The organism is Clostridium cavendishii DSM 21758 (assembly GCF_900141845.1).
GTDB lineage: Bacteria > Bacillota > Clostridia > Clostridiales > Clostridiaceae > Clostridium_AG > Clostridium_AG cavendishii.
The window spans coordinates 58629-79717 of the sequence record NZ_FQZB01000018.1 but is presented as its reverse complement, the minus strand read 5'-3'; the positions used below and the strand labels follow the sequence as shown (position 1 = coordinate 79717).

General features: G+C 28.2%; 22 protein-coding genes. 6 read left to right on the top strand and 16 right to left on the bottom strand.

Annotation, left to right across the window (positions count from 1 at the left end; genetic code table 11):
- Positions 1-146 precede the first annotated feature (146 nt).
- The gene (locus tag BUB01_RS19295; RefSeq protein WP_072992141.1) at positions 147-953 is read left to right on the top strand and encodes a CPBP family intramembrane glutamic endopeptidase; all 807 of its coding nucleotides are present in this window, start codon (positions 147-149) and stop codon (positions 951-953) included.
- A 93-nt stretch (positions 954-1046) separates the two neighbouring features.
- Positions 1047-1739, top strand: coding sequence for a 5'-methylthioadenosine/adenosylhomocysteine nucleosidase (locus BUB01_RS19290; RefSeq protein ID WP_072992138.1), 693 nt, complete (start codon positions 1047-1049; stop codon positions 1737-1739).
- A gap of 302 nt (positions 1740-2041) precedes the next feature.
- On the opposite strand, the gene BUB01_RS19285 is transcribed toward BUB01_RS19290, so the two are convergent.
- The 14 genes from BUB01_RS19285 to dnaX all read right to left on the bottom strand — a co-directional run bounded on the left by BUB01_RS19285 (position 2042) and on the right by dnaX (position 16106).
- On the bottom strand, positions 2042-3298 hold the full coding sequence (locus tag BUB01_RS19285; protein ID WP_072992134.1) for a GntP family permease: 1257 nt from the start codon (positions 3296-3298) through the stop codon (positions 2042-2044).
- A 99-nt stretch (positions 3299-3397) separates the two neighbouring features.
- Complete coding sequence (locus BUB01_RS19280) at positions 3398-3694, bottom strand: hypothetical protein (RefSeq protein ID WP_084109040.1); 297 nt, start codon at positions 3692-3694, stop codon at positions 3398-3400.
- Between the two features lie 376 nt (positions 3695-4070).
- Complete coding sequence (locus BUB01_RS19275) at positions 4071-4835, bottom strand: SagB/ThcOx family dehydrogenase (RefSeq protein WP_072992131.1); 765 nt, start codon at positions 4833-4835, stop codon at positions 4071-4073.
- A gap of 291 nt (positions 4836-5126) precedes the next feature.
- Positions 5127-6362 (bottom strand): DUF1015 domain-containing protein, encoded by a 1236-nt coding sequence (locus tag BUB01_RS19270; RefSeq protein ID WP_072992127.1) that lies wholly within the window; start codon positions 6360-6362, stop codon positions 5127-5129.
- A 226-nt stretch (positions 6363-6588) separates the two neighbouring features.
- The gene (locus BUB01_RS19265) at positions 6589-7752 is read right to left on the bottom strand and encodes a phosphoglycerate dehydrogenase (RefSeq protein ID WP_072992123.1); all 1164 of its coding nucleotides are present in this window, start codon (positions 7750-7752) and stop codon (positions 6589-6591) included.
- A 27-nt stretch (positions 7753-7779) separates the two neighbouring features.
- Positions 7780-8862 carry a 3-phosphoserine/phosphohydroxythreonine transaminase gene (gene serC, locus BUB01_RS19260; RefSeq protein ID WP_072992120.1) on the bottom strand — a complete coding sequence of 361 codons (1083 nt, stop codon included), beginning with the start codon at positions 8860-8862 and terminating at the stop codon, positions 7780-7782.
- A 384-nt stretch (positions 8863-9246) separates the two neighbouring features.
- Positions 9247-10743: a carboxypeptidase M32 gene (locus BUB01_RS19255; RefSeq protein ID WP_072992116.1), complete on the bottom strand. Its 1497-nt coding sequence runs from the start codon at positions 10741-10743 to the stop codon at positions 9247-9249.
- A gap of 105 nt (positions 10744-10848) precedes the next feature.
- Positions 10849-11037 (bottom strand): hypothetical protein, encoded by a 189-nt coding sequence (locus BUB01_RS19250; protein WP_072992113.1) that lies wholly within the window; start codon positions 11035-11037, stop codon positions 10849-10851.
- Between the two features lie 117 nt (positions 11038-11154).
- Complete coding sequence (locus BUB01_RS19245; protein ID WP_143152539.1) at positions 11155-12201, bottom strand: hypothetical protein; 1047 nt, start codon at positions 12199-12201, stop codon at positions 11155-11157.
- 461 nt (positions 12202-12662) lie between these two features.
- Positions 12663-12917 carry a pro-sigmaK processing inhibitor BofA family protein gene (locus BUB01_RS19240; protein ID WP_072992106.1) on the bottom strand — a complete coding sequence of 85 codons (255 nt, stop codon included), beginning with the start codon at positions 12915-12917 and terminating at the stop codon, positions 12663-12665.
- 25 nt (positions 12918-12942) lie between these two features.
- Positions 12943-13206 (bottom strand): DUF2508 family protein, encoded by a 264-nt coding sequence (locus tag BUB01_RS19235; RefSeq protein WP_072992102.1) that lies wholly within the window; start codon positions 13204-13206, stop codon positions 12943-12945.
- Positions 13207-13285: 79 nt separating this feature from the next.
- Complete coding sequence (recR, locus tag BUB01_RS19230; RefSeq protein ID WP_072992099.1) at positions 13286-13882, bottom strand: recombination mediator RecR; 597 nt, start codon at positions 13880-13882, stop codon at positions 13286-13288.
- Between the two features lie 110 nt (positions 13883-13992).
- Positions 13993-14331, bottom strand: a complete 339-nt coding sequence (locus BUB01_RS19225) for a YbaB/EbfC family nucleoid-associated protein (protein ID WP_072992096.1) — start codon at positions 14329-14331, stop codon at positions 13993-13995.
- Positions 14332-14471: 140 nt separating this feature from the next.
- Positions 14472-16106 carry a DNA polymerase III subunit gamma/tau gene (dnaX, locus tag BUB01_RS19220; protein ID WP_072992092.1) on the bottom strand — a complete coding sequence of 545 codons (1635 nt, stop codon included), beginning with the start codon at positions 16104-16106 and terminating at the stop codon, positions 14472-14474.
- Between the two features lie 227 nt (positions 16107-16333).
- Here dnaX and BUB01_RS19215 point away from each other — a divergent pair, with 227 nt between their 5' ends.
- The 4 genes from BUB01_RS19215 (at position 16334) to BUB01_RS19200 (ending at position 18734) form a co-directional block, all read left to right on the top strand.
- Positions 16334-16747: a hypothetical protein gene (locus tag BUB01_RS19215; RefSeq protein ID WP_072992089.1), complete on the top strand. Its 414-nt coding sequence runs from the start codon at positions 16334-16336 to the stop codon at positions 16745-16747.
- A gap of 156 nt (positions 16748-16903) precedes the next feature.
- Positions 16904-17329: a hypothetical protein gene (locus tag BUB01_RS19210; RefSeq protein ID WP_072992085.1), complete on the top strand. Its 426-nt coding sequence runs from the start codon at positions 16904-16906 to the stop codon at positions 17327-17329.
- Between the two features lie 122 nt (positions 17330-17451).
- On the top strand, positions 17452-18243 hold the full coding sequence (locus tag BUB01_RS19205) for a thymidylate synthase (protein ID WP_072992080.1): 792 nt from the start codon (positions 17452-17454) through the stop codon (positions 18241-18243).
- A complete protein-coding gene (locus BUB01_RS19200) occupies positions 18243-18734 on the top strand; it encodes a dihydrofolate reductase (RefSeq protein WP_072992077.1) in 492 nt (163 codons plus the stop codon). The genes BUB01_RS19205 and BUB01_RS19200 overlap by 1 nt, the downstream gene beginning before the upstream one ends.
- A gap of 56 nt (positions 18735-18790) precedes the next feature.
- On the opposite strand, the gene BUB01_RS19195 is transcribed toward BUB01_RS19200, so the two are convergent.
- A complete protein-coding gene (locus BUB01_RS19195) occupies positions 18791-20257 on the bottom strand; it encodes a nicotinate phosphoribosyltransferase (protein WP_072992074.1) in 1467 nt (488 codons plus the stop codon).
- A gap of 176 nt (positions 20258-20433) precedes the next feature.
- Complete coding sequence (locus BUB01_RS19190; protein ID WP_072992071.1) at positions 20434-21087, bottom strand: cysteine hydrolase family protein; 654 nt, start codon at positions 21085-21087, stop codon at positions 20434-20436.
- Positions 21088-21089 lie beyond the last annotated feature (2 nt).

Genomic DNA, 21089 nt, shown 5'->3' with positions numbered 1-21089 from the left:
GATTATATTATAGCTTTTTATTATTTGAAAGAGTTATAGCATTAATATTGTTTACTTAATTAAATTGCATATGTTTAAAATTTCTATCATAACCTTACATATAATCCCCATATATTTAATACATAAAGCTAAAAGGAGGTGCTTTAATGAAATTTCCAAATCCATTTAGTCCTATTGTTAAAACTGAAAAATTAATTCTTCAAGTTAATTCCTTAGGCTTTATTGGCGCAATTGGAGTTATGTTTTTGGATGGTTTATTAAACTTATTAACTGTGTATATTCCAGCTCCAGTAAAAACTCCTACTAATATAGAACTTGCCTTTATTAAAATTCTCTTCGAAGTAGTAATTGCTTTATGTATTATATTTTTAATGTCTAAGATGTTTGCATTTGAAGATGATACTAAATGTAAAAGTACTAAGATTACTTTTATGGATTTTATATTTTGTGCTTGTATAATATTAGGCCTAAGATTTTTCTATATTGGAACAATAAATCATTTAACAGCCTATATGCCTATGCCAAAATTTATTCAAGATTCCTTTAATGAAGTTAGCATCAACCCCATTTATTTTCTTTTAAGCGTTGCTATATTAGCTCCACTTAAAGAAGAATTTCTTTATAGAGGTTTAATTTTTAATGGATTATGTAAAAAATATCCTTACGGGCTGGCTATTACTTTATCTTCTTTACTCTTTGCTGTTGCCCATTTAAATCTTCCTCAAGGAATCAATGCCTTCTTAATAGGAATTATATTATCATATATTTATTACAATACTAAGTCATTTTATCTTTGCTTGTTTATGCATTCTTTCAATAATATATTTGTTTCCTTAGTTACTTTAAATATTCCTTCTGAATTTTTATTTATAGGTTCTGCAACCTTTACTTTTCTTGGACTTGCATTTTTTATATTTGGCATTAAAAACCTTAAAGATAATTTTAATTTTTAAATAAATTTAAAAATTTATTTATCAAAAGCTGTATTTTTTGGTACTATATAATTAAACTTATATTTAATATTTATTTTTAAAGGAGAATTTATTATGACTTTAGGTATTATAGGCGCTATGAGCGAAGAACTAGAAATTCTTTTAAAGGACATGATTGTAGAAGAAAAAAATACAAAAGCTAATATGGTCTTTCATAAAGGAAGACTATGGGGAAAAAATGTGGTAGCTGTAGTTTGTGGTATTGGTAAAGTTAATGCTGCTATTTGTACTCAAATATTAATAAGTGAATATAGAATAGACAAAATAATTAATGTTGGTGTTGCTGGTGGTATTGGTACTCATATTTACCCAGGAAATGTAGTTATCGGAAATTCACTAGTTCAGCATGATATGGATACTAGTGCTTTTGGTGATAAAATAGGTCAAATTCCTAGATTGGATACTTATGATTTCAAGTGCGATGCTGAATTAGTTAAATTAGCTAAAGAAGCTTGTGATGAAAATAAAGACATAAATAGCTTTGTTGGTAGAATAGTCACTGGAGATCAATTTGTTGCTAATGTTGAAAAAATAAGATGGTTATCTTATGAATTTGAAGCTTTAGCTTGTGAAATGGAAGGAGGTAGCATCGCTCACGTTTGTTACTTAAATTCTATTCCTTTTGTTGTTATTAGATCTATCTCTGATAATGCAAATAATGGAGCTCATATGGATTACCAAGAATTTGTTCCTATTGGCGTTAAGAATTCTACTTGTATTTTAAAATCTATGATTGAAAAAATGTAATAAAAAAAGCTCCACCTAAAGTAATTTACATTTTAGGTGGAGCCTTTTAATTAAATAACTATAATAAATATAACTTAATAGTTATTTTGAAATTAGCTTATAAAAAGTATATTACAATTTACATATATTGTAATATGCTTTTTACAAGTTAAATTTGATATTATCTTTATTTTGTGTTTAATGAATGTACTAATATAAATGTATATTTAAAATTGCAATATATATTTTTTTATTTATAAAAAAAGAACAAGCTCAACAAAATTGGTCTTGTACACATAATTTAAATCTCAATAAATTGTATATTAATTTAATACAAATCCATATAATATTGTAGCAACTATATTCATAGTTAAACCTATTAATAATTCATAAGGTATTAACTTCATTCTTTCTGCTATGTCATAATCAACACTTTGAGCACTTATATGGAACAAGTTCCCATGAGGTAAATCATCTATTACAGAAACTCCTGTATGTACCATTTCAGCTGCTGCTATTGGTTTAACTCCTAAGGCTAAAATAGGCTTACTAAATACTGTACTAGTTATAACTGAACCTCCTGTTACAGATGCAGATGCACCTCCCATAAGTATTCCTGCTATTGATGCTAAGAAAATGCCTGGGATTCCCAAATTGTTTAAGACACCTATTATGGAAGCGCTTAACGCCGATTTAGAAATAACTCCTGCTAAAGTTCCTGTTCCTAACAATAAAATCGCTGGTCCAGTCATTTTATTTAAGCCTTCTGTACAATAATCTAAAAATTTATTTGTTCTTTTCATCGCTAAAGCTGATATAAATCCACCTATAGGTAGTATTAACATTGAATCTAATCCTAATTTAAGTACAGAACTTAATACAAGTAATCCTACTACAACCACAGGTCCTAAAATAGAAGCTCTAAATGATGGTAATAATTTCTCTTCATTTTTTTTATGTTTTAATACTATCTTATCGCCTTTTTTAATAAGTATCTTGGCTATAAAGTATGTTGCTATAACTCCTGATATAGCCGGCAGTAATCCATGTATCATAACCATAGATAAATCAACTTTAAATCCATCTGCTATAGCTATAGTATTTGGATTAGGAGATAACATATTTCCTGATTTTGCCCCGCCTAAAACGGCTATTAATACTGAAGCCTTTGAAAAATTAGCTTTTTCTCCTAGTACTAGTGCTATTGGTGCTATAGTTATTACCGAAACTGGTAATAATACACCTACTGCACATATTATCATCGCTGATAATATTATTGCTAACATCGCAAAATCTTCTCCAAGTCTTTTTATTATTCTATCCGCGATTTTATTTGCTGCCCCAGTTTCAATTATAACCCCTGCAAAAATACCTGCACATAAAACTCTAACTACGGCTGGAACTATACTTTCAGCTCCACCTATAAGTATGTCTACAGTCTTTGTTAATGATGCACCACCAGCTAATCCTCCAACTAAAGCTCCACCAATCATAGAATATACTGGATTAAGCTTTTTAAAAATAAGAAACACTGCAAATGCTAGTCCAAAAATAGCCCCAAAAGTACTTATTTCTACCATTATAATCACCTTTTTTTACTCTTTCTATAATTAAAACATACAAAAAGAATAATATCATAAATTATATGTCATTTGCAATTTTTCTTAATTTTTCGACATTTATTGTTCTTGTCTTTCTATCACTAATTGTTGCACTGGAACTAATCCATAACTTAAGTTAGTATCATATACCTTATGTCTTTTACCATTTAACAACATAAAATAGTTATCTATTTTTTCGCATCTGTAACCTTCTTTTGTAAGATGTTCTATTACTGCATTCATCTTTTCTGACTGTTTTACATATCTATCGTCTAACTCTAAAACTATGTTTCCCTTTCTATAATGCCTATACACTGTGAAATATATCAATAATCCTCCACTAATCATTATCAATAATATTAATAATTCCTCCATAATCTACTCCCCCTAAAACTTAGTTTCTATGCTTTAATATTATCAGCCATTTTTGTATAAACAATTAGAAATCTATAAATTGTACAAATTTATCTTTAAACTGTACAAATTTACTTATATAATGTCAGCTATGTAAAATTAATATTTTCCTAAACCCTTAAAATAACTAAAGATAAAAGATTAAAACAAAAAGAATGAAGTTTCAATATTTCCTCTTTATACTTCCTAAAGTATTCTAAGTCAATATTTTCTTCATTCCTTAAGTAATAATCTGAATTTTAATTTGGTTAATTCGAACTTACTCATACGAATAAGATGAGTATGAGTTTTCTTATTAAATATTTTTTATTTACATTTACTTAAAATATTATATATGTTAGAACTTCAATTTTCTACCTAAAGCAGCCATATATATTACAAATTCATTTTCACCATCTAAAGATAATATAGCATCAATTGTTTTTTGGTCATAAATACCTATGGCACACATGCCACACTCTATAGATTCTGATGCAATATAAAGATTCTGACATAAATGTCCTACATCAATTAAAATTTTTTTATGTGCTGTTATATCAAATTTATATTCTGCTCTATAAGGTATACAACTCCATGCAAAAATTACTGCACCCTTTGATACAAAATTAGGTACAAAAGGTTGATTAGCTGCCGCCTTATCTATAGCTTCATCTATATTTTTAAGTTGATACATAAACATTAATTTATGTTCTAAAGGAATATATCTATAAATACCTTCCTCCAATCCTTCAACTCTATTTATTATTAAATATGTTTCAAAAGGATGTGATGCTCCACCAGAAGGAACTCTTCTTAATGTATTTGTATCATTAACTATTTTTTGAATTCCCTGAGTAGACCATAAAAGATAAGATAACTGACTCATGCTGATACTATCTTCTGAATATCTTCTTATACTTCTCCTATCATTTAAACAATCAAATACATTTTCCTTAAAAACAATTTCTTTTTTTACTTCTGGTAAATCAATTAATGTTTGTTCGTGATTGTATTCTTTTTGAAATAAAGGTGTAGGTAATCCTTTCTGTTTATCTGTTTTAATAGAATTTAACACACTAAAATCTGCTTTTAAAAACTCCCTATTTTTATTATATCTACTCATTGTTACCCCCATATAATTAATATACATTTTAACCTATTAAAATGTATATTAATTATATTCTACAATCACTTGTAATTCCGTAACATAAGTTACTTATTTTATAGTTTTGTATCCTCTTCTATATTAATTCTGTTCTTGTGGATAAAAAAAGGAGAGGCTATAAACAGTAATCAAAACCTACTGTTTTTTTCCTCCCTTTATAAAATTCCTATCTTTTACTTATTATTTTTTAATCTTATTTTTTTAGAACTATTTTATAAATTGTCCTATCATTTTTTATAGAATAATAAGTTATAATCTATGAATAAATAATCCACTCCTAAGTTTTGGTTCAAACCAAGTAGATTTTGGTGGCATTAGTTTACCTGCATCTGACACCTCAAAAAGTTCTGTTATTGATGTTGGATACATTGAAAATGCTAACTTCATATCACTATTTGCCCTTTTTTCTAATTCCTTAAGTCCTCTTATACCTCCAACAAAATCAATCCTCTTATCTATTCTTGGATCTTGTATTGCAAGTATTGGATTTAATAAATTATTCTGAAGTATAGAAACATCTAAGCCTTCTACTGGATCTTTTGAAAGTATCCAATCTTTAGCCCTTAACTTGTACCAATTATTTTCTATATACATCCCAAAGGTTGCTTTTTCAGTAGGTTTATACGGTTCTACACCTACAAATTCTACATCAAATTTTTTTGAAATCTCTTTTATAAAAGCATCTTTTGAATATCCATTTAAATCTTTAACTACACGATTATAATCTAATATCATAAGCTCATCATGAGGGAATAACACTGATAAGAAAAAGTTAAATTCCTCTTTGCCGTTATAACCTGGATTTTCCTTTCTTCTTTTTAATCCTACTTTAACTGCTGATGCCGCCCTATGATGGCCATCTGCAATATATATGCTATCTGTATTCTTAAAACCTTTGGCTATTTTGTTAATATCCTCTTCATTATCTATAATCCAAACTGAATGTTTAATTCCATCAACTGCAACAAAATTATAAAGAGGTTCTTTACTTTTTGTATTCTTAACTACCTCATTTATTGTTTGCTCAGAACGGTAGGCTAAGAATATAGGACCTGTTTGTGCATTACATATATCCACATGATTTATTCTATCTTGTTCTTTTTCTTCTCTTGTATTTTCATGCTTCTTTATTACATTATTTAAATAGTCATCAATAGATGAACATGCTACTATCCCAGTTTGTGAGCGTCCATTCATTGTTAACTCATATATATAATATGCTTCCCTATTATCTTCTACAAGAACTCCAGTTTCTATCATTTCATTTAATAAATCTCTTGCTTTCTCATAGACCTTCTTATCATATTGATTAAACTCTTTAGGAAAACTTGTCTCCGCCCTATCCACTTTTAGAAATGATAATGGTTCTTTTTTTACCTCTTCTATAGATTCTTCTCTATTATAAACATCATATGGTAATGCTGCTACTTTACTTGCTAAATCCTGTGTTGGTCTTATACATTTGAATGGTTTTACATTTGCCATTATTAATACCTCCATAAAATCAACTTTATTAAATGAAACTCCTACTTTATATCGTTTATATGAGCAGGTTCAAATAACTAAGTTAAAAATTTAGATTTTCAATTATATAACTATATGAGGGGATGTTAGTTTCATCCCCCCTCTAATAAAAACTTTTTATTTTAGTTCTAGCTTAAATCACTCTAACCTTTAAACACTTTTTTAAAAATATAAACATAAAAAATCTTTATTTTATAACTCTAACTTTAACAACACCATCTATTTCAGATATCTTCTTAACAATTTCTTCTGTAGCTGAAGTTTCTAAATCTGCCATAGTATATGCCCATTCTCCCCTACTCTTATTAGTCATATCTGAAATATTTATATTCTCACTTGCTAAGACTTTTGTAAGTTGACTTAACATGTTAGGTATATTTTTGTGGTTTATTGCTATACGTCCTGCTTGCATACATACTCCCATATTACAATTCGGATAATTAACCGAATTAGTTATATTACCATTTTCAAGATAATCAATAAGCTCTCTTACTGCCATAATTGCACAATTATCTTCTGACTCACTAGTTGATGCTCCTAAATGTGGTATTGTTATTACTCCATCCATATTTACAGTTCTTGCATTCGGGAAATCTGTTACATATCTATGAACCTTTCCAGAAGATAATGCTTTTTCCATATCATCATCATTAACTAAAGCATCTCTTGAAAAGTTTAAAATATTAACTCCATCCTTCATAATATTAAAAGTTTCTTTATTTAACATTTCCCTAGTTGAATCTAATAAAGGTACATGAACTGTTATATAATCACACTCTCTATAGATATCTTCTATATTTTGAATATGCTTTATATCCCTTGATAAGTTCCATGCTACATCTACTGATATATATGGGTCATAAGCATATACTTTCATCCCTAATCTATTAGCTGAATTGGCTACTAATGCACCAATAGCTCCAACTCCAATTACCCCAAGTTTCTTTCCTTTTATTTCACTACCTGCAAATTTAGATTTACCCTTTTCAACCATCTTAGCAACTGTAGGTTCTTCCTTTATTGTTTTAACCCAATTAACACCTTCAATTATATCTCTAGATGCTAATAATAAACCTGCTAAAACTAGTTCCTTTACACCATTTGCATTGGCACCAGGAGTATTAAATACAACTATCCCTTTTTCAGCACATTTAACAAGTGGAATGTTATTTACACCAGCTCCTGCTCTTGCTATAGCTTCCATAGTTTCAGGTAATTCTAATTCATGCATGCTAGCACTTCTTACAAGCACTGCGTTTGCATCCTTTAAATTTTCTACTTTTTCATATTTATTATTAAATAAGTTTAATCCAATATCAGCTATAGGATTTAAACAATTAATCTTATACATATTTTAAGCCCCCTATTTATTTTCCCCTTATTTATTTTCCTCTTCAAATTTCTTCATAAATTCAACTAAAGTTTTAACTCCTTCAATTGGCATTGCGTTATAGATACTTGCTCTCATTCCACCAACAGATCTATGACCTTTTATATTTTCAATTCCATGTTCCTTAGCTTCTTTTACAAACTTAACATTTAATTCATCTGAATCAGTTACAAAAGGTACATTCATTAATGAACGATGTTGTTTTTCTACTGTAGGCTTGAACATTTCACTTGAATCTAAGAAGTCATAAAGAATTGATGCCTTATACTCATTATGTTTTTTCATAGCTTCTAATCCACCCAATTTTTCAACCCATTTAAATACTTTTCCACATATATAGATTCCATAAGCTGGTGGAGTATTGTATAGTGAATTGTTGTCTGCATGAGTTTTATACTTTAGCATAGTTGGTGTTCCTGGTAATACATCCTCTGTAATTAAATCTTCTCTTATAATTACAACTACAACACCTGCAGGTCCTATATTTTTTTGAACTCCTGCATAAATAAGACCATATTTAGATACATCTACTGGCTCTGATAATATGTCTGAAGACATATCGGCAACTAAAATCTTATCTCCTACCTCAGGTAGCTCAGTAAATTTTGTTCCACATATTGTGTTGTTATGACATATATAAACATAGTCTGCATCTTCTGATATCTTTACATTTTTGACATCTGGAATATATGAGAATTTTTTATCTTCTGAAGTGGCAATAACATTTACTTTACCGTATAACTTGGCTTCTGCTATTGCTTTTTTAGACCACATTCCTGTGTTAATATAATCTGCAACCTTATTTTTCATTAAATTCATAGGTATCATAGCAAATTGTTGAGATGCTCCACCTTGTAAAAATAATACTTTATAGTTGTTTGGAATATTCATAAGTCTTCTTAAAGATTTTTCTGCCTCCCCAATGATCTCTTCAAAAGCCTTTGAACGATGACTCATCTCCATAACAGACATTCCTGTCCCATTATAGTCTAGCATTTCCTCTGCTGCTTCTTTTAAAACTTCCTCTGGTAATACAGCAGGTCCTGCTGAAAAATTATACACTCTTTTCATTATATATAAGCCCCCTTTTTTAATTTTACTATATTTATTATATGAAACTCCTATTCATTATCATTCATAGGAGTAAGTTCGAATACCCAAATTAAAAATTTGGATTCTTACTTAATATGAACAAACATTAACAATTCCCCAACGTTTTTTATTCATTCATTTAAGAATATTATTAGAATAAAAATAAAAATAATCTGTAAATATCTTATTTTTATTTGTTATTTTACTACAATATCCTTTCAGAAACAATGGGTCTAACATTAAATTTACCTTAATATTATTAAATTGTTATACCTTTATATAATTTCACTCATAAATATTCATTATATTTTTATAAATATTAATTTTAGAAAAAGACATAGCTATAGCGCCATGTCTTTTATCTTAAAGTTCATATATACGTGAGTATTTTTCTCTTAAGTAATCTATAAAATATTTAGCAGTTAATTCTTCCCCTGTTACCTTATATATAAGTTCTGCCGGTTTGTATATTGCCCCATACCTATGAACATTATCTTTAAGCCATTCATAAATAGGTTTCATGTTTCCTTTTTGTAATTCTTCATAAATATTTGGTACATCTGATTTCAGTTTATTTAGCATCTGTGCTCCATATAGATTTCCTAATGCATAACTTGGAAAATAACCAAATGAACCATCTGACCAATGCATATCTTGAAGTACACCTTCACTATCACTACTAGGTTCAACACCTAAATATTCCTTGTACTTTTCAGCCCAAACTTTTGGTAAATCATCTACTGTTATTTTATCATTTATTAAATCTTTTTCTATCTCATATCTTATAATTATATGCAAGCTATAAGTAAGTTCATCAGCCTCAGTCCTTATTAATGATGGCTCTACAAAATTTATTGCCTTATAAAAATCATTAAATCTAATATTTTTTAAACCTGGAAAACTATCCTGTGCATATGGATATAAATATGTCCAAAAATCAGTACTTCTACCTAAAATATTTTCATAAAATCTTGACTGTGATTCATGAATTCCCATTGATGCACCAGCTGCAAGTCCTGTTCCTAAAAGCTCATCAGGTATATTTTGTTCATATATACCATGGCCACCTTCATGAATCGTACTAAATAGTGCACTCTTAAGATCATTTTCATAATAATGAGTAGTAAGTCTAACATCCTTATTGCCTATATTCAATGTAAATGGATGAACACTTTCATCTAAACGTCCAGCCTCAAAGTCATACCCCATAATGCCCAAAACAAAACGTCCAAATTTATCTTGTTCCTTCTTAGAATAATTATCCTTCATAAATTCAGTGTTTATCTTAATATCTGAAGCTTTTATCCTATCTAAAAGGTCTACTATAGCATCTCTAAGCTCAGAAAATACATTATCAAGTTTAGACACTGTTATGCCTTCTTCAAAATCATCTAACAATGCATCATACTTATTTTCATTATAACCTTTATACTCTATAAATTCCTTTTTGAAATCTATGATTTTTTTTAAGTGTGGTTTGAAAATTTCATAATCACTTTTTTCTTTTGCTTCTTCCCAAGCAACTTCTGACTTAGCCGTAGCAAGCATAAACTCTCTAAATCTATCTTGAGGTATTTTCTTCACCTCATCATAATTTTTCTTGAACTTTTCTACCATAGCTTTATCTACTAGATCCAACTTTCCCATAAGAGGCCCAAAATACTCAATCAATTCCTTAGCTGCATCTGATGTTTTTAACTTATATGCTTCTGCCGATAAATAAGCTAATAATTCTCCTCTTTGTTCCAATGCTTTTTTAGGTGCCGTAGTTCTCATATCCCAATATACAAGTGCTACTGCTTGCTCTACATGGTCTATATTTTTTATATAGTCCTTTAACTCTGATAACTTTTCTTTCATTATCATTAGCCCCCTTTTTTATATTAAACTTTTACCTCATAAATTTTTATGAGTAAGTTCCAATTACTAAATCTAAAATTAGGATTCTCACTTATTTGTTTTTTATTAATCTAAATTATAATAATCTTCATCCAAATTTAATACTGACTCTGTTTCTCTACAATATTTAACACATAAACATTGCCCCATGTTTCTTGGACATGCCCTACATAGACAATCTGTTGCCTTTCCATCGCAACGGTTCTTATTAAAATCTGGACAATACTTGCAATTTATTTCTGTTCCTACTGCCATTTAAATTTCCTCCAATATGTATAGATATGTTAATTATAACCTAATTAAATGTAAATATATATATACAAAAATTAAATTAGTCTATGATTTTTATATAATCATAGACTAACTTACCTCTTAAATTGTTTTATCTAACTTATTTTTAGATAGTTTCCATATAGGTGTTTCTAATACAAATAAAAATATTAGTGGTATTGTAATTAGCGATATAATATTAAAGCTATAGGTTGCATGATCTAAACTTACTTTTGGATTTATTATAGCTATATAATAAGCAATTGCTGCCGGTATATAAAATCCAATCATAACAGCTAAAATAATGTGATATATTATCCTTATATATTTTGATGCATATTTGCTTTCTAACTTTTCAACATTTAAATAATTTAATACAAAATAATTAATACTTAAAATCAAAATTCCTATTAATAATGTTAACGCTAATAATAAAAGCTGTAAAACTTTTTCCTGTAATTCCAATCTTCCATCCCAAAAAATAATATCAACTAAATTATTAATTATATTATATTTTATAGGACCTATAATATAATTTATAAAATCCAACTTTTTACTTATAATAAGTGAATTCATCCCAAATGTAGTAAATATAAATTCTACAAATAAAGCTGGAAATATAGTAGCTTTTAATAGATCTCCGAATAATAAATGGGATAAAATAAAGCTCTGAAGACCACAAAAAGCTAATAAGCATTGAAATATAAAAAATATAAATATTACAGAAACTCCAATACCCAATTTCTCATGATAAAAATTATAACTCATCTTATAAAGTATTAGCTTTATGATTGTATTTATTATCAACGGCATTAAAAATGAAGTATAAATGCATAACATTTTTGAAATAAGCCATTGTATTTTTGCATATTGATCATCTTTTAAGCTTTGTAATTCTACTCTTTTATCCTTTAAAAATACTGTTGTCACAATACCATAAGAAATATATAAAACTACAAATCTTATAAAGCTTATCGAAAAAAACTTTTGAACTATATTATCATGATAAGTTTTACTCCATATAAAATTTGGCGTTAGCATAGATATATTATCAAAGATAAAAAATATTACTATTGTCATCACTAACGTACTTACTATTATTTTATCCTTATGCGATTTAATTAATTCATTATCTAATATCCTCACCATATCCCCCTCCTAAGTAAAATAATCCTCTTTATATCTATATATTTAAAGTGTTTCTTTATGCTAAAAATTAATGTATTTTTTTTAAAATTTCCTCAAGTTTTTTTGTAACACATTTTTTAAACAATCATATATTAATTCTATAAAGATAATAATTTAATACATTTATAAAAATAATTACGTCAGTTTCCTCCCATCTATTTATCATAAAGAAGGTTCTTATAGAAATTTTTTTACTCCATTGAAGACTCTAATTTATTAAAAATTTCTATGAGTCCCTTTTAAATTCTAATAATACGAAAATTATAATTTCTACAGATACTTTTGCATTTATAATCTTCTAAAGCATTGATATAACTAAACTTATAACTATATTAAATTTTATAATCTCCTATACAAAAAAACAGTTACTTCAATTTATTTGAAATAACTGTTTCTCTATTTTAAATATTAAATTATTACTTTTACATAAGAAGTTTAAATATTATTAAAAATATAACACCTGGGATCCCACAAAAACCTGCTATTAACGCTGTTACTGGGTTTATTCCTATGAAAAAACCAAAATTTTGACCTATTGCATTTACTATAATTAGTAGTATAACTCCTAGTATACCATTAATTAATAGCTTTAATAAAACCTTAAAAGGCCATGAAAATATTTTAACTAAAATCACAAGTAGTAATATACCTACTACTCCATAAAATATAGTACCCATATATTAAACTCCCCCATTTTTAAAATTAACTTTTTGCTAGAATATAGTTGTAATCTACCTTTATGCCTTTTTCTCTAGCCTTAAGAAGTAAATACTCATACTTAGCAATACTCGCTTTATGATTATATATTGCTGCCTCTATAAGTTTTTTATCCTCAGCATACTCAAATGCATTTCTAGTTGATTCCATTTCTAACTTTGCATTTTCGATAGCTTGTAAAATTTCCTCATTACATTTTTCTTTGTCCATCTTTTTAGTAAGATACTCTACTATAAAATACTTATTCATAAAACCCCTCCATAATACCATTTTTATGTATTATTCACATATTATGTAGTTTTTATTCAAGGGGTTTTATTTTATATTATTATATTTGTTTTCTTCCTTCTAATGCCTTTGAAAGAGTAACTTCATCAGCATATTCTAAATCTCCACCTACTGGTATACCTGCTGCTATTCTTGTAACCATAACATCTAAAGGTTTAAGAATTTTTGCTATGTACATGGCTGTAGCTTCACCTTCTATATTAGGATTTGTGGCTACAATTACCTCTCTTATATCTCCTGACATTCTAGCTACAAGTTCTCTTATTCTTATATCTTGAGGACCTCTGCCTTGCATTGGAGATATATTTCCATGTAAAACATGATATACTCCATTAAATTCCCTTACTCTTTCCATTGTCATTATATCTTTAGGTTGTTCTACAACACAAACCTGAGTCTTATCTCTATTAGGATTTCCGCATATAGCACAAGGGTCTTTATCTGTATAGTTACCACAAATAGAACAGTATTTTATAGTTCCTCTTGCCTGAATCAAAGCATTTGCAAATTCTTCTACCTCTTCTTTTGGTAGATTTAGTACATGAAGACATAATCTTTGAGCAGTCTTTTTACCTATACTAGGAAGCTTTGCAAATTCCTCTATAAGTTTTTCTATAGCAACTGGATAAAAGTCCATAATTTTTCACATCCTTTTTATATTTAATATTTTAGGCATACGGTAATGCCGTATGCCTAAAATTAACATTATTTCCTTTTAACTTTATAAGTATATAGCTCTAATTCTAATTAGAATAATCCTGGTATATTCATTCCACCAGTCATTTTTCCCATTTTATCAGCTTTATCTTCTTCTACTACTTTTAAACCTTGATTAACAGCTGATAATACTAAATCTTCAAGCATTTCAATATCATCTGGATCTACAACTTCTGGTTTTATATTTATAGCAGTTACTTCATTTTTACCATTTATTTTTACAGTTACAGCTCCACCACCTGCTGAAGCTTCGTATTCTTTAGTTTCAAGTTCTGACTGCATATCTTGCATTTGTTTTTGAAGCATTTGTGCTTGCTTCATTAAATTATTCATTCCACCCATACCACCTGGGAATCCACCTTTTGCCATGCTTTTATCCTCCTTAAAAATTAAAATCTCTCTATATTATATAGTATTTTATTTGTTTTTACTATACAATCTCTATACTTTATTAATATGTTTTTGCCATTATTTTGCTTATACTATTATATTTAATATATTAAATATTTTTATTCATCTAATATTTTTAAAGTATCTTCTCCTAACACATCTAATAAGGCTTCTTCTGTAGACCTCTCTGAAATATCTACTTTATTCACCTTGTATTTTACTCTAACACCATCCTTTAATATTTCAGAAAACACTTCATTTACAAGCTTCATATTTTCGCTTTTCTCAAGTCTTAGTTTGTTAAAAGCATATTGTTCCTCATATTCTATCTCTATTACTCCAGCATTACAACTAACAACTTTTCCTGTTACTAAAGAAGCATATACTACCATAGCTCTTCTTGCCTTAAACCCTTCTAATATATCTTTCCAAGCCCTTTTTACATCATTTACAGTTACAGTAGAGTTTTCATTGTGAGGCTCAAGCTTTACTTTTTCTTTCACAGTTGCCTGAGGCTTTCCTATTCTTTCTGTTTTAACTTCAGTAAATGCCTGTTCACGAGTTACCTCTCCTTGACTAGCTACTGCTGTTACTTTTATTTCTCCACTTTTTATAGCTCTTTCCAATTTGTTTATCCTAGCAAGTAAAACTTCCTTAGATGTATCATATTCTATTTTACATAGTTTTATAGTCGCAAGTTCTAAGTATAATCTTGCTTGCTTACTTAATCTAGCACTTTCTTCACTTTCTTGAAGAACTCTAATAGCTCTCATTATCTCCTCTATTCTTACTCTGTTAGCTTGCTCTTTTAATAAATCTATATTCTCCTCAGCCATATCTAAAACTTCTTCAGGATTATTTGTTACCTTAGCCATTAGAAGATTTCTATAATGGGTTATTAAATCCTTTATAAATAGGTGCATATCCTTACCTGATAAAACTATCTCTTCGATTATTTTGACAACACTTTCAATATTCCTATCTATTATACTGTCTGTTATCTTGAATAAATGCTCATTAGTTACAAGTCCAAGCATTGAAACTAGTTCATTATAATCTACCTTACCATCCCCCATGGAAATGGCTTGATCTAGTATACTTAAAGAATCTCTCATAGCCCCATCTGAAACTCTAGCTATAAGATTCAAACTTCTATCATCACAAAATACACCTTGATCTTTAACTATCTTTTTAAGTCTCCCAACCATTTGCTCATTACCAATTCTCTTAAAATCAAACCTTTGACACCTTGAAAGTATAGTTATTGGTAACTTCTGAGGATCAGTAGTTGCTAATATAAAAATTACATTCTTAGGAGGTTCTTCAAGTGTTTTTAAAAAAGCATTTACAGCACCTTGAGATAGCATATGAACTTCATCCATTATATAAACCTTATATCTTGATTCTTGTGGCGGATATTGTACATCATCTATAATATCCCTTATTTTATCTACACCATTGTTAGATGCAGCATCTAATTCTGTTATATCTATAGCTAATCCATTATTTATCTTTTTGCACATATCGCATTCATTACAAGGTTCTCCTTCAGTAGGATTCAAGCAATTCAAAGCCTTAGCCATAACTTTAGCTGTTGAAGTCTTACCTGTTCCTCTTGTACCACAAAAAAGATAAGCATGGGCTATTCTCTCATTTACAATTTGATTTCTAAGTGTAATTGTTATGTGTTCTTGCCCAACTACATCCTCGAATTTTGTAGGTCTCCATTCTCTATATAACGCTTGATATGCCAAATTCTTCACCTCTCAAAAATAATTACTAATTCTAAAATTTATTTAAACTATCATTATTACTATTATACATCAATAAATTATGTATATCCAAACTTTAAATTTTATATTTCGCTAATCTTAAATTTAGATTAAATGAAGACACAGTTATTGTAATTTATTCCATGGAATCATATAATATTATTATATTTATTTAATAAATATATAATTATTAGAAGGGGGATATTCAAATGGAAGAGTTTAAAGAACAAAAAGTAGGCGCGGGAATAAAAACAATCGCTATTATATCTTTTATATTTCAAGGATTAGCAATAATAGGCTATATCGCTATATTTGCTATGAAAGACACACTTGAAGCTATGCCTGGTGGAGAAATTTATTCAAAATTTACAACAACATACACTATGTTATTGATGGCATTTTCTATTATTGAAATTGTTTCTCTTATCCTTATATTAAATAAAAATAAAATTGGTATTTTTATTTATTTTGGTATAGTTATAATTGGTTTTATAATGGGTTCTATTCAAATGGGTTTTTCTCTGACTAGTTTAATAGGTTTAATTTTACCTGGATTAATGGCTTATTTTATTTATGCAAAAAGAGAAATATTTGGTTTTCAGGTAAATAATGATTCTTATTAATAAATAAAAACACCACGAATTTTCGTGGTGTTTTTATTTTTTTACGTAGTCTATTATTTGTTTTTACAAACAATATTTTACTATATTGTAATTTAAAATAATAAGTTGTATTATATTACTTATTATTTAAAATTTTTAAAGAGGGGGAATGTTTAAATGAATGACTTTCAAGAACAAAAAGTAAGTATTGGAATTAAAATAATTGCTATTTTAACATGGCTCGCAGATGCCTTTTTAATATTTGGATTAATCTCTTTTCTAGCCTTAAAAGATACAATTAACAAAACTGGTAGTGGTCTTGCTTTTGAAACTTTTAAAAAGTTAACACCCGCAATTACAATTATTTTATTATTTGTTATAACTATACAAGTAATTTCTCTTATTTTAATTTGGAGAAAAAATAAAATAGGAGTATTTATTTACTTTGGAATGACTTTAATAAATTTAATAACTGCCTTCGTTAAAAATGGATCAAATATAAAAGGCATCATAACAAACCTTTTATTACCTTGTTTAATGGCATTCTTTATTTATCAACAAAGAGAATTATTTGGATTTAAAGTAAATAACGACAGCTATTAAGATTAACTTTGTCTATTTAACATCATGAATGTGATTCATGGTGTTTTTTAGTATTTGAAAAATTTAATATATAGAGTTAAAATTATATATTAATTATAAGTTGTAGAAGGGAGTATTTAATTGTGAGTGTATATGATAAAAAATATTTAGAAATAGTAGAGAATATCCTTGAAAATGGTTATTTTGATAATAATAGAACTGGGATTCCTACATATAAATTACCACATCAAATTATGCAATTTAATCTAGAAAAGGAGTTTCCTATTTTAACAACAAAATTTGTTGCTTTTAAAACTGCTGTTAAAGAACTTCTATGGATATTTAAAGACCAATCTAATGATGTTAAAAAACTTCAGGAACAAAAGGTTCGTATTTGGGATGAATGGATGATGGATGATGGAACTATAGGTACTAGCTATGGATGGGTAGTAAAAAAGTTTGATCAAATAGATAAACTTATAGATGCCTTAAAAAATAATCCTCAAGACAGAAGAATGATGATAAATTTATGGCAGATTCCATACTTAGAAACTGGTGCTTTAGCTCCTTGTTGTTTCTTAACCTTATGGGATGTTACTGATGGCAAACTTAATTGTATGCTTGTACAAAGAAGTGGTGATATAGGATTAGGCGTTCCGTTTAATACATCTCAATATGCTGTATTAGTTCATCTTTTAGCTCAAGTAACTGGCCTTAAACCAGGATTATTTACACATGTTATAAATAATGCTCATATTTATGAAAATCATGTAGAAGGACTTAAATTACAGCTTACTAAGAAAACTGAAGCTTTCGAAGCTCCTAAACTTTGGATAAATCCTGAAATAAAAGACTTTTATGACTTTAAAGCTGATGATATAAAGCTTATAGATTATAAGCACCATGAAAAAATCTCTATGGAGGTGGCTGTTTAATGTTATCTATAATAGTGGCTGTATCTGCTAATAATGTAATAGGTGCTAATAATAAACTACTTTGGCATATATCAGAGGACTTAAAAAGATTTAAAACTATAACTACAGGCCATAAAATAATAATGGGTAGGAAAACCTTTGAATCATTACCTTCAATACTTCCAAATAGACATCATATAGTCATAACTAAAGATACTAACTTTAAAGTTGACGATGAAAGAGTAACAGTTATTCACGATATAAATGATATTATAAAAGAATACGAAAACTCTAATGAGGAAACATTTATAATTGGTGGCGGACAAATATATAAACAGCTTTTGCCTTATGCTAAAAAGATTTATTTAACAAAACTTAATAAATCTTATGAAGGGGATACTTATTTCCCGGAAATAGATATGAATTTATGGAGAGAAATGGATTGTATATCTATGTCAGCTAGTAGTAATGATACTATTGATTTTTCATTTATAACATTAGAGAGAGTTTGATATTAACAATAAAAATTAGACTGAATTAGCGCATAATTCAGCCTAATTTTTATTATTTAATTTTCTTCCCTTAATCTTTCAATAAGTTCTCTTTTAGTATTCCAAAGCTTTTTAGATAAATCCACATAATAAGTATGAGGATTTTCAAATCTTCTAACCTCTTCCCAAAGCTTATTGACCTCTTCCTCGCAATAATGCTTTATTTCTTTAAGAGATGGACTTTTATAAACCTTGACTCCATCTTCAAAAATAGGAATTTGCAATTCTACTGCATAGTAATTAGTTAATTTTTTCTTTTTCCAAGTATAAACCGGGTCAAAAATAGTATATGGATTTGTATCATCTATTACTTCATCTGCCATAGTTATTATATCTGCTATAGCTGTATCATTTTCTTTATTAAATAACCTATATACCTTTTTAAAACCAGGATTTGATACTTTCTCTACGTTCTCTGATAACTTTATTCTTGGAATTGGTTTTCCTTCATTATCTTCCACAGCAACTAATTTATACACCCCTCCAAATACAGGCTCTGCTTTTGAAGTAACAAGTCTCTCTCCTACTCCAAAAACATCTATTTTTGCACCTTGGTTTAAAAGACTTGTTATTGTATATTCATCTAATGAATTTGAAGCAACTATATTACAATCATTTAGACCTGCTTCATCTAACATTTTTCTAGTTTTTCTTGAAAGATAAGCCATATCTCCACTATCCAGTCTAACACCTTTAAGTCTTTTACCCATAGGCTCTAATACCTCTTTTGCTACCTTTATAGCATTTGGTACTCCACTTTCTAAAACTGAATAAGTGTCTACAAGCAAAGTACAACTATCAGGATAGCTTTCTGCATAAGCTTTGAAAGCTTCATATTCATCTTCAAAAAGTTGAATCCAACTATGGGCCATAGTACCAAAAACAGGTATGCCAAAAACTTCTCCTGCTATTGCTGTTGCTGTTCCCTGAGCTCCCCCTATATATGCAGCTCTAGCTCCATATATAGAACCATCATAACCTTGGGAACGTCTTGCTCCAAACTCTAAAATTGGTATTCCTTTAGCTGCCCTTGCTATTCTATTCGCCTTTGTGGCTATAAGACTTTGATGGTTTATAGTTAAAAGTATCATAGTTTCTATAAGCTGAGCTTCTATTATAGGAGCTTTAACAGTTATTATTGGTTCATTCGGAAATATTGGTGTTCCTTCCTTCACTGAATATATTGATCCTGTGAACTTAAAGTTTCTTAGATACTCTAAAAATTCTTCATTAAAAATATTTAAACTTCTCAAATATTCTATATCGGCTTCATCAAATTTTAAACCTTCAATATACTCAGTTAATTGCTTTAACCCTGCCATTATAGCAAAACCACCTTGTTCTGGAACCTTTCTAAAAAACATATCAAAGTAAACTACTTTATCTTTTAGACCCTTAGATAAATAAGCATTACTCATAGTTAACTCATAAAAATCCATTAACATTGACATATTTCTTTTTTCTTTTAGATTTATTTTACCCATAATAAATTTCTCCTTTATCCAAGCTCTTACTTTTAATATATATACCTGTATAGTTATATATAAACTATCAAACTATTTAAATATATACCCATCCCATTATATATATCTATTTGTAATAACCTTAGAATTTTTATCATTGTGTATTTTAAAATTCATTTTAATATAAAACTTATTATCTATTTTAATATTTCCTTCACTAAAATTACTCCATTAGACTTCATTTTAAAGAATGACATCATATTCATAAGTTCTGCATTATGATTACCAAAATCATAAGTTTCTACGGTATTCATAGGAACTATTATTTTTTTATTTAAATTAAATTGATTAAAATAAGTTATAAGTGACATAACAAACGTTTCTACACATATATTAGTACATACTCCTGTAACAATAAAATTTTCAATTTCACTATTTTGTTCAAACCATTTTTTAAAATCTGGTGCATGGAAGCCATTAATGCTATTCTTCTTTATTATAGCTATATTTTTATCACCTTTTGTTAGTTCATTTATTTCTTCTATTAATTCTTCTTCTTCTGTGTTTTCTATACAATGTGCTGGATAACATTTAAGCTCTTCTGAAGATTCTGTGTGACTATCTACAAAGAACACCTTATTTAACTTATCATTAGCTTTTACTAAATTAATTATTGGTTCTATTACTGCCTCAACTCTTGGAGATGCTAATGCACCAACATTATAAAATCCCTTAACCATATCAACTACTATAATAGCTGTTTTATCAGTTTTTCCCTTGGTTATTTCTTCTAACTTTATAGAATCTAACTCTTCCAATTCTTTTTTAATATTCTCTAAAATCTCAATCATTT

What these genes read in the sequence shown, in the direction of transcription:
- BUB01_RS19295 (WP_072992141.1), top strand. Translation starts at nt 147, where the DNA reads ATGAAATTTCCAAATCCATTTAGTCCTATTGTTAAAACTGAAAAATTA.
- BUB01_RS19290 (WP_072992138.1), top strand. Translation starts at nt 1,047, where the DNA reads ATGACTTTAGGTATTATAGGCGCTATGAGCGAAGAACTAGAAATTCTT.
- BUB01_RS19285 (WP_072992134.1), bottom strand. Translation starts at nt 3,298, where the DNA reads ATGGTAGAAATAAGTACTTTTGGGGCTATTTTTGGACTAGCATTTGCA.
- BUB01_RS19280 (WP_084109040.1), bottom strand. Translation starts at nt 3,694, where the DNA reads ATGGAGGAATTATTAATATTATTGATAATGATTAGTGGAGGATTATTG.
- BUB01_RS19275 (WP_072992131.1), bottom strand. Translation starts at nt 4,835, where the DNA reads ATGAGTAGATATAATAAAAATAGGGAGTTTTTAAAAGCAGATTTTAGT.
- BUB01_RS19270 (WP_072992127.1), bottom strand. Translation starts at nt 6,362, where the DNA reads ATGGCAAATGTAAAACCATTCAAATGTATAAGACCAACACAGGATTTA.
- BUB01_RS19265 (WP_072992123.1), bottom strand. Translation starts at nt 7,752, where the DNA reads ATGTATAAGATTAATTGTTTAAATCCTATAGCTGATATTGGATTAAAC.
- serC (WP_072992120.1), bottom strand. Translation starts at nt 8,862, where the DNA reads ATGAAAAGAGTGTATAATTTTTCAGCAGGACCTGCTGTATTACCAGAG.
- BUB01_RS19255 (WP_072992116.1), bottom strand. Translation starts at nt 10,743, where the DNA reads ATGAAAGAAAAGTTATCAGAGTTAAAGGACTATATAAAAAATATAGAC.
- BUB01_RS19250 (WP_072992113.1), bottom strand. Translation starts at nt 11,037, where the DNA reads ATGGCAGTAGGAACAGAAATAAATTGCAAGTATTGTCCAGATTTTAAT.
- BUB01_RS19245 (WP_143152539.1), bottom strand. Translation starts at nt 12,201, where the DNA reads ATGGTGAGGATATTAGATAATGAATTAATTAAATCGCATAAGGATAAA.
- BUB01_RS19240 (WP_072992106.1), bottom strand. Translation starts at nt 12,917, where the DNA reads ATGGGTACTATATTTTATGGAGTAGTAGGTATATTACTACTTGTGATT.
- BUB01_RS19235 (WP_072992102.1), bottom strand. Translation starts at nt 13,206, where the DNA reads ATGAATAAGTATTTTATAGTAGAGTATCTTACTAAAAAGATGGACAAA.
- recR (WP_072992099.1), bottom strand. Translation starts at nt 13,882, where the DNA reads ATGGACTTTTATCCAGTTGCTATAGAAAAACTTATAGAGGAATTTGCA.
- BUB01_RS19225 (WP_072992096.1), bottom strand. Translation starts at nt 14,331, where the DNA reads ATGGCAAAAGGTGGATTCCCAGGTGGTATGGGTGGAATGAATAATTTA.
- BUB01_RS19215 (WP_072992089.1), top strand. Translation starts at nt 16,334, where the DNA reads ATGGAAGAGTTTAAAGAACAAAAAGTAGGCGCGGGAATAAAAACAATC.
- BUB01_RS19210 (WP_072992085.1), top strand. Translation starts at nt 16,904, where the DNA reads ATGAATGACTTTCAAGAACAAAAAGTAAGTATTGGAATTAAAATAATT.
- BUB01_RS19200 (WP_072992077.1), top strand. Translation starts at nt 18,243, where the DNA reads ATGTTATCTATAATAGTGGCTGTATCTGCTAATAATGTAATAGGTGCT.
- BUB01_RS19195 (WP_072992074.1), bottom strand. Translation starts at nt 20,257, where the DNA reads ATGGGTAAAATAAATCTAAAAGAAAAAAGAAATATGTCAATGTTAATG.
- BUB01_RS19190 (WP_072992071.1), bottom strand. Translation starts at nt 21,087, where the DNA reads ATGATTGAGATTTTAGAGAATATTAAAAAAGAATTGGAAGAGTTAGAT.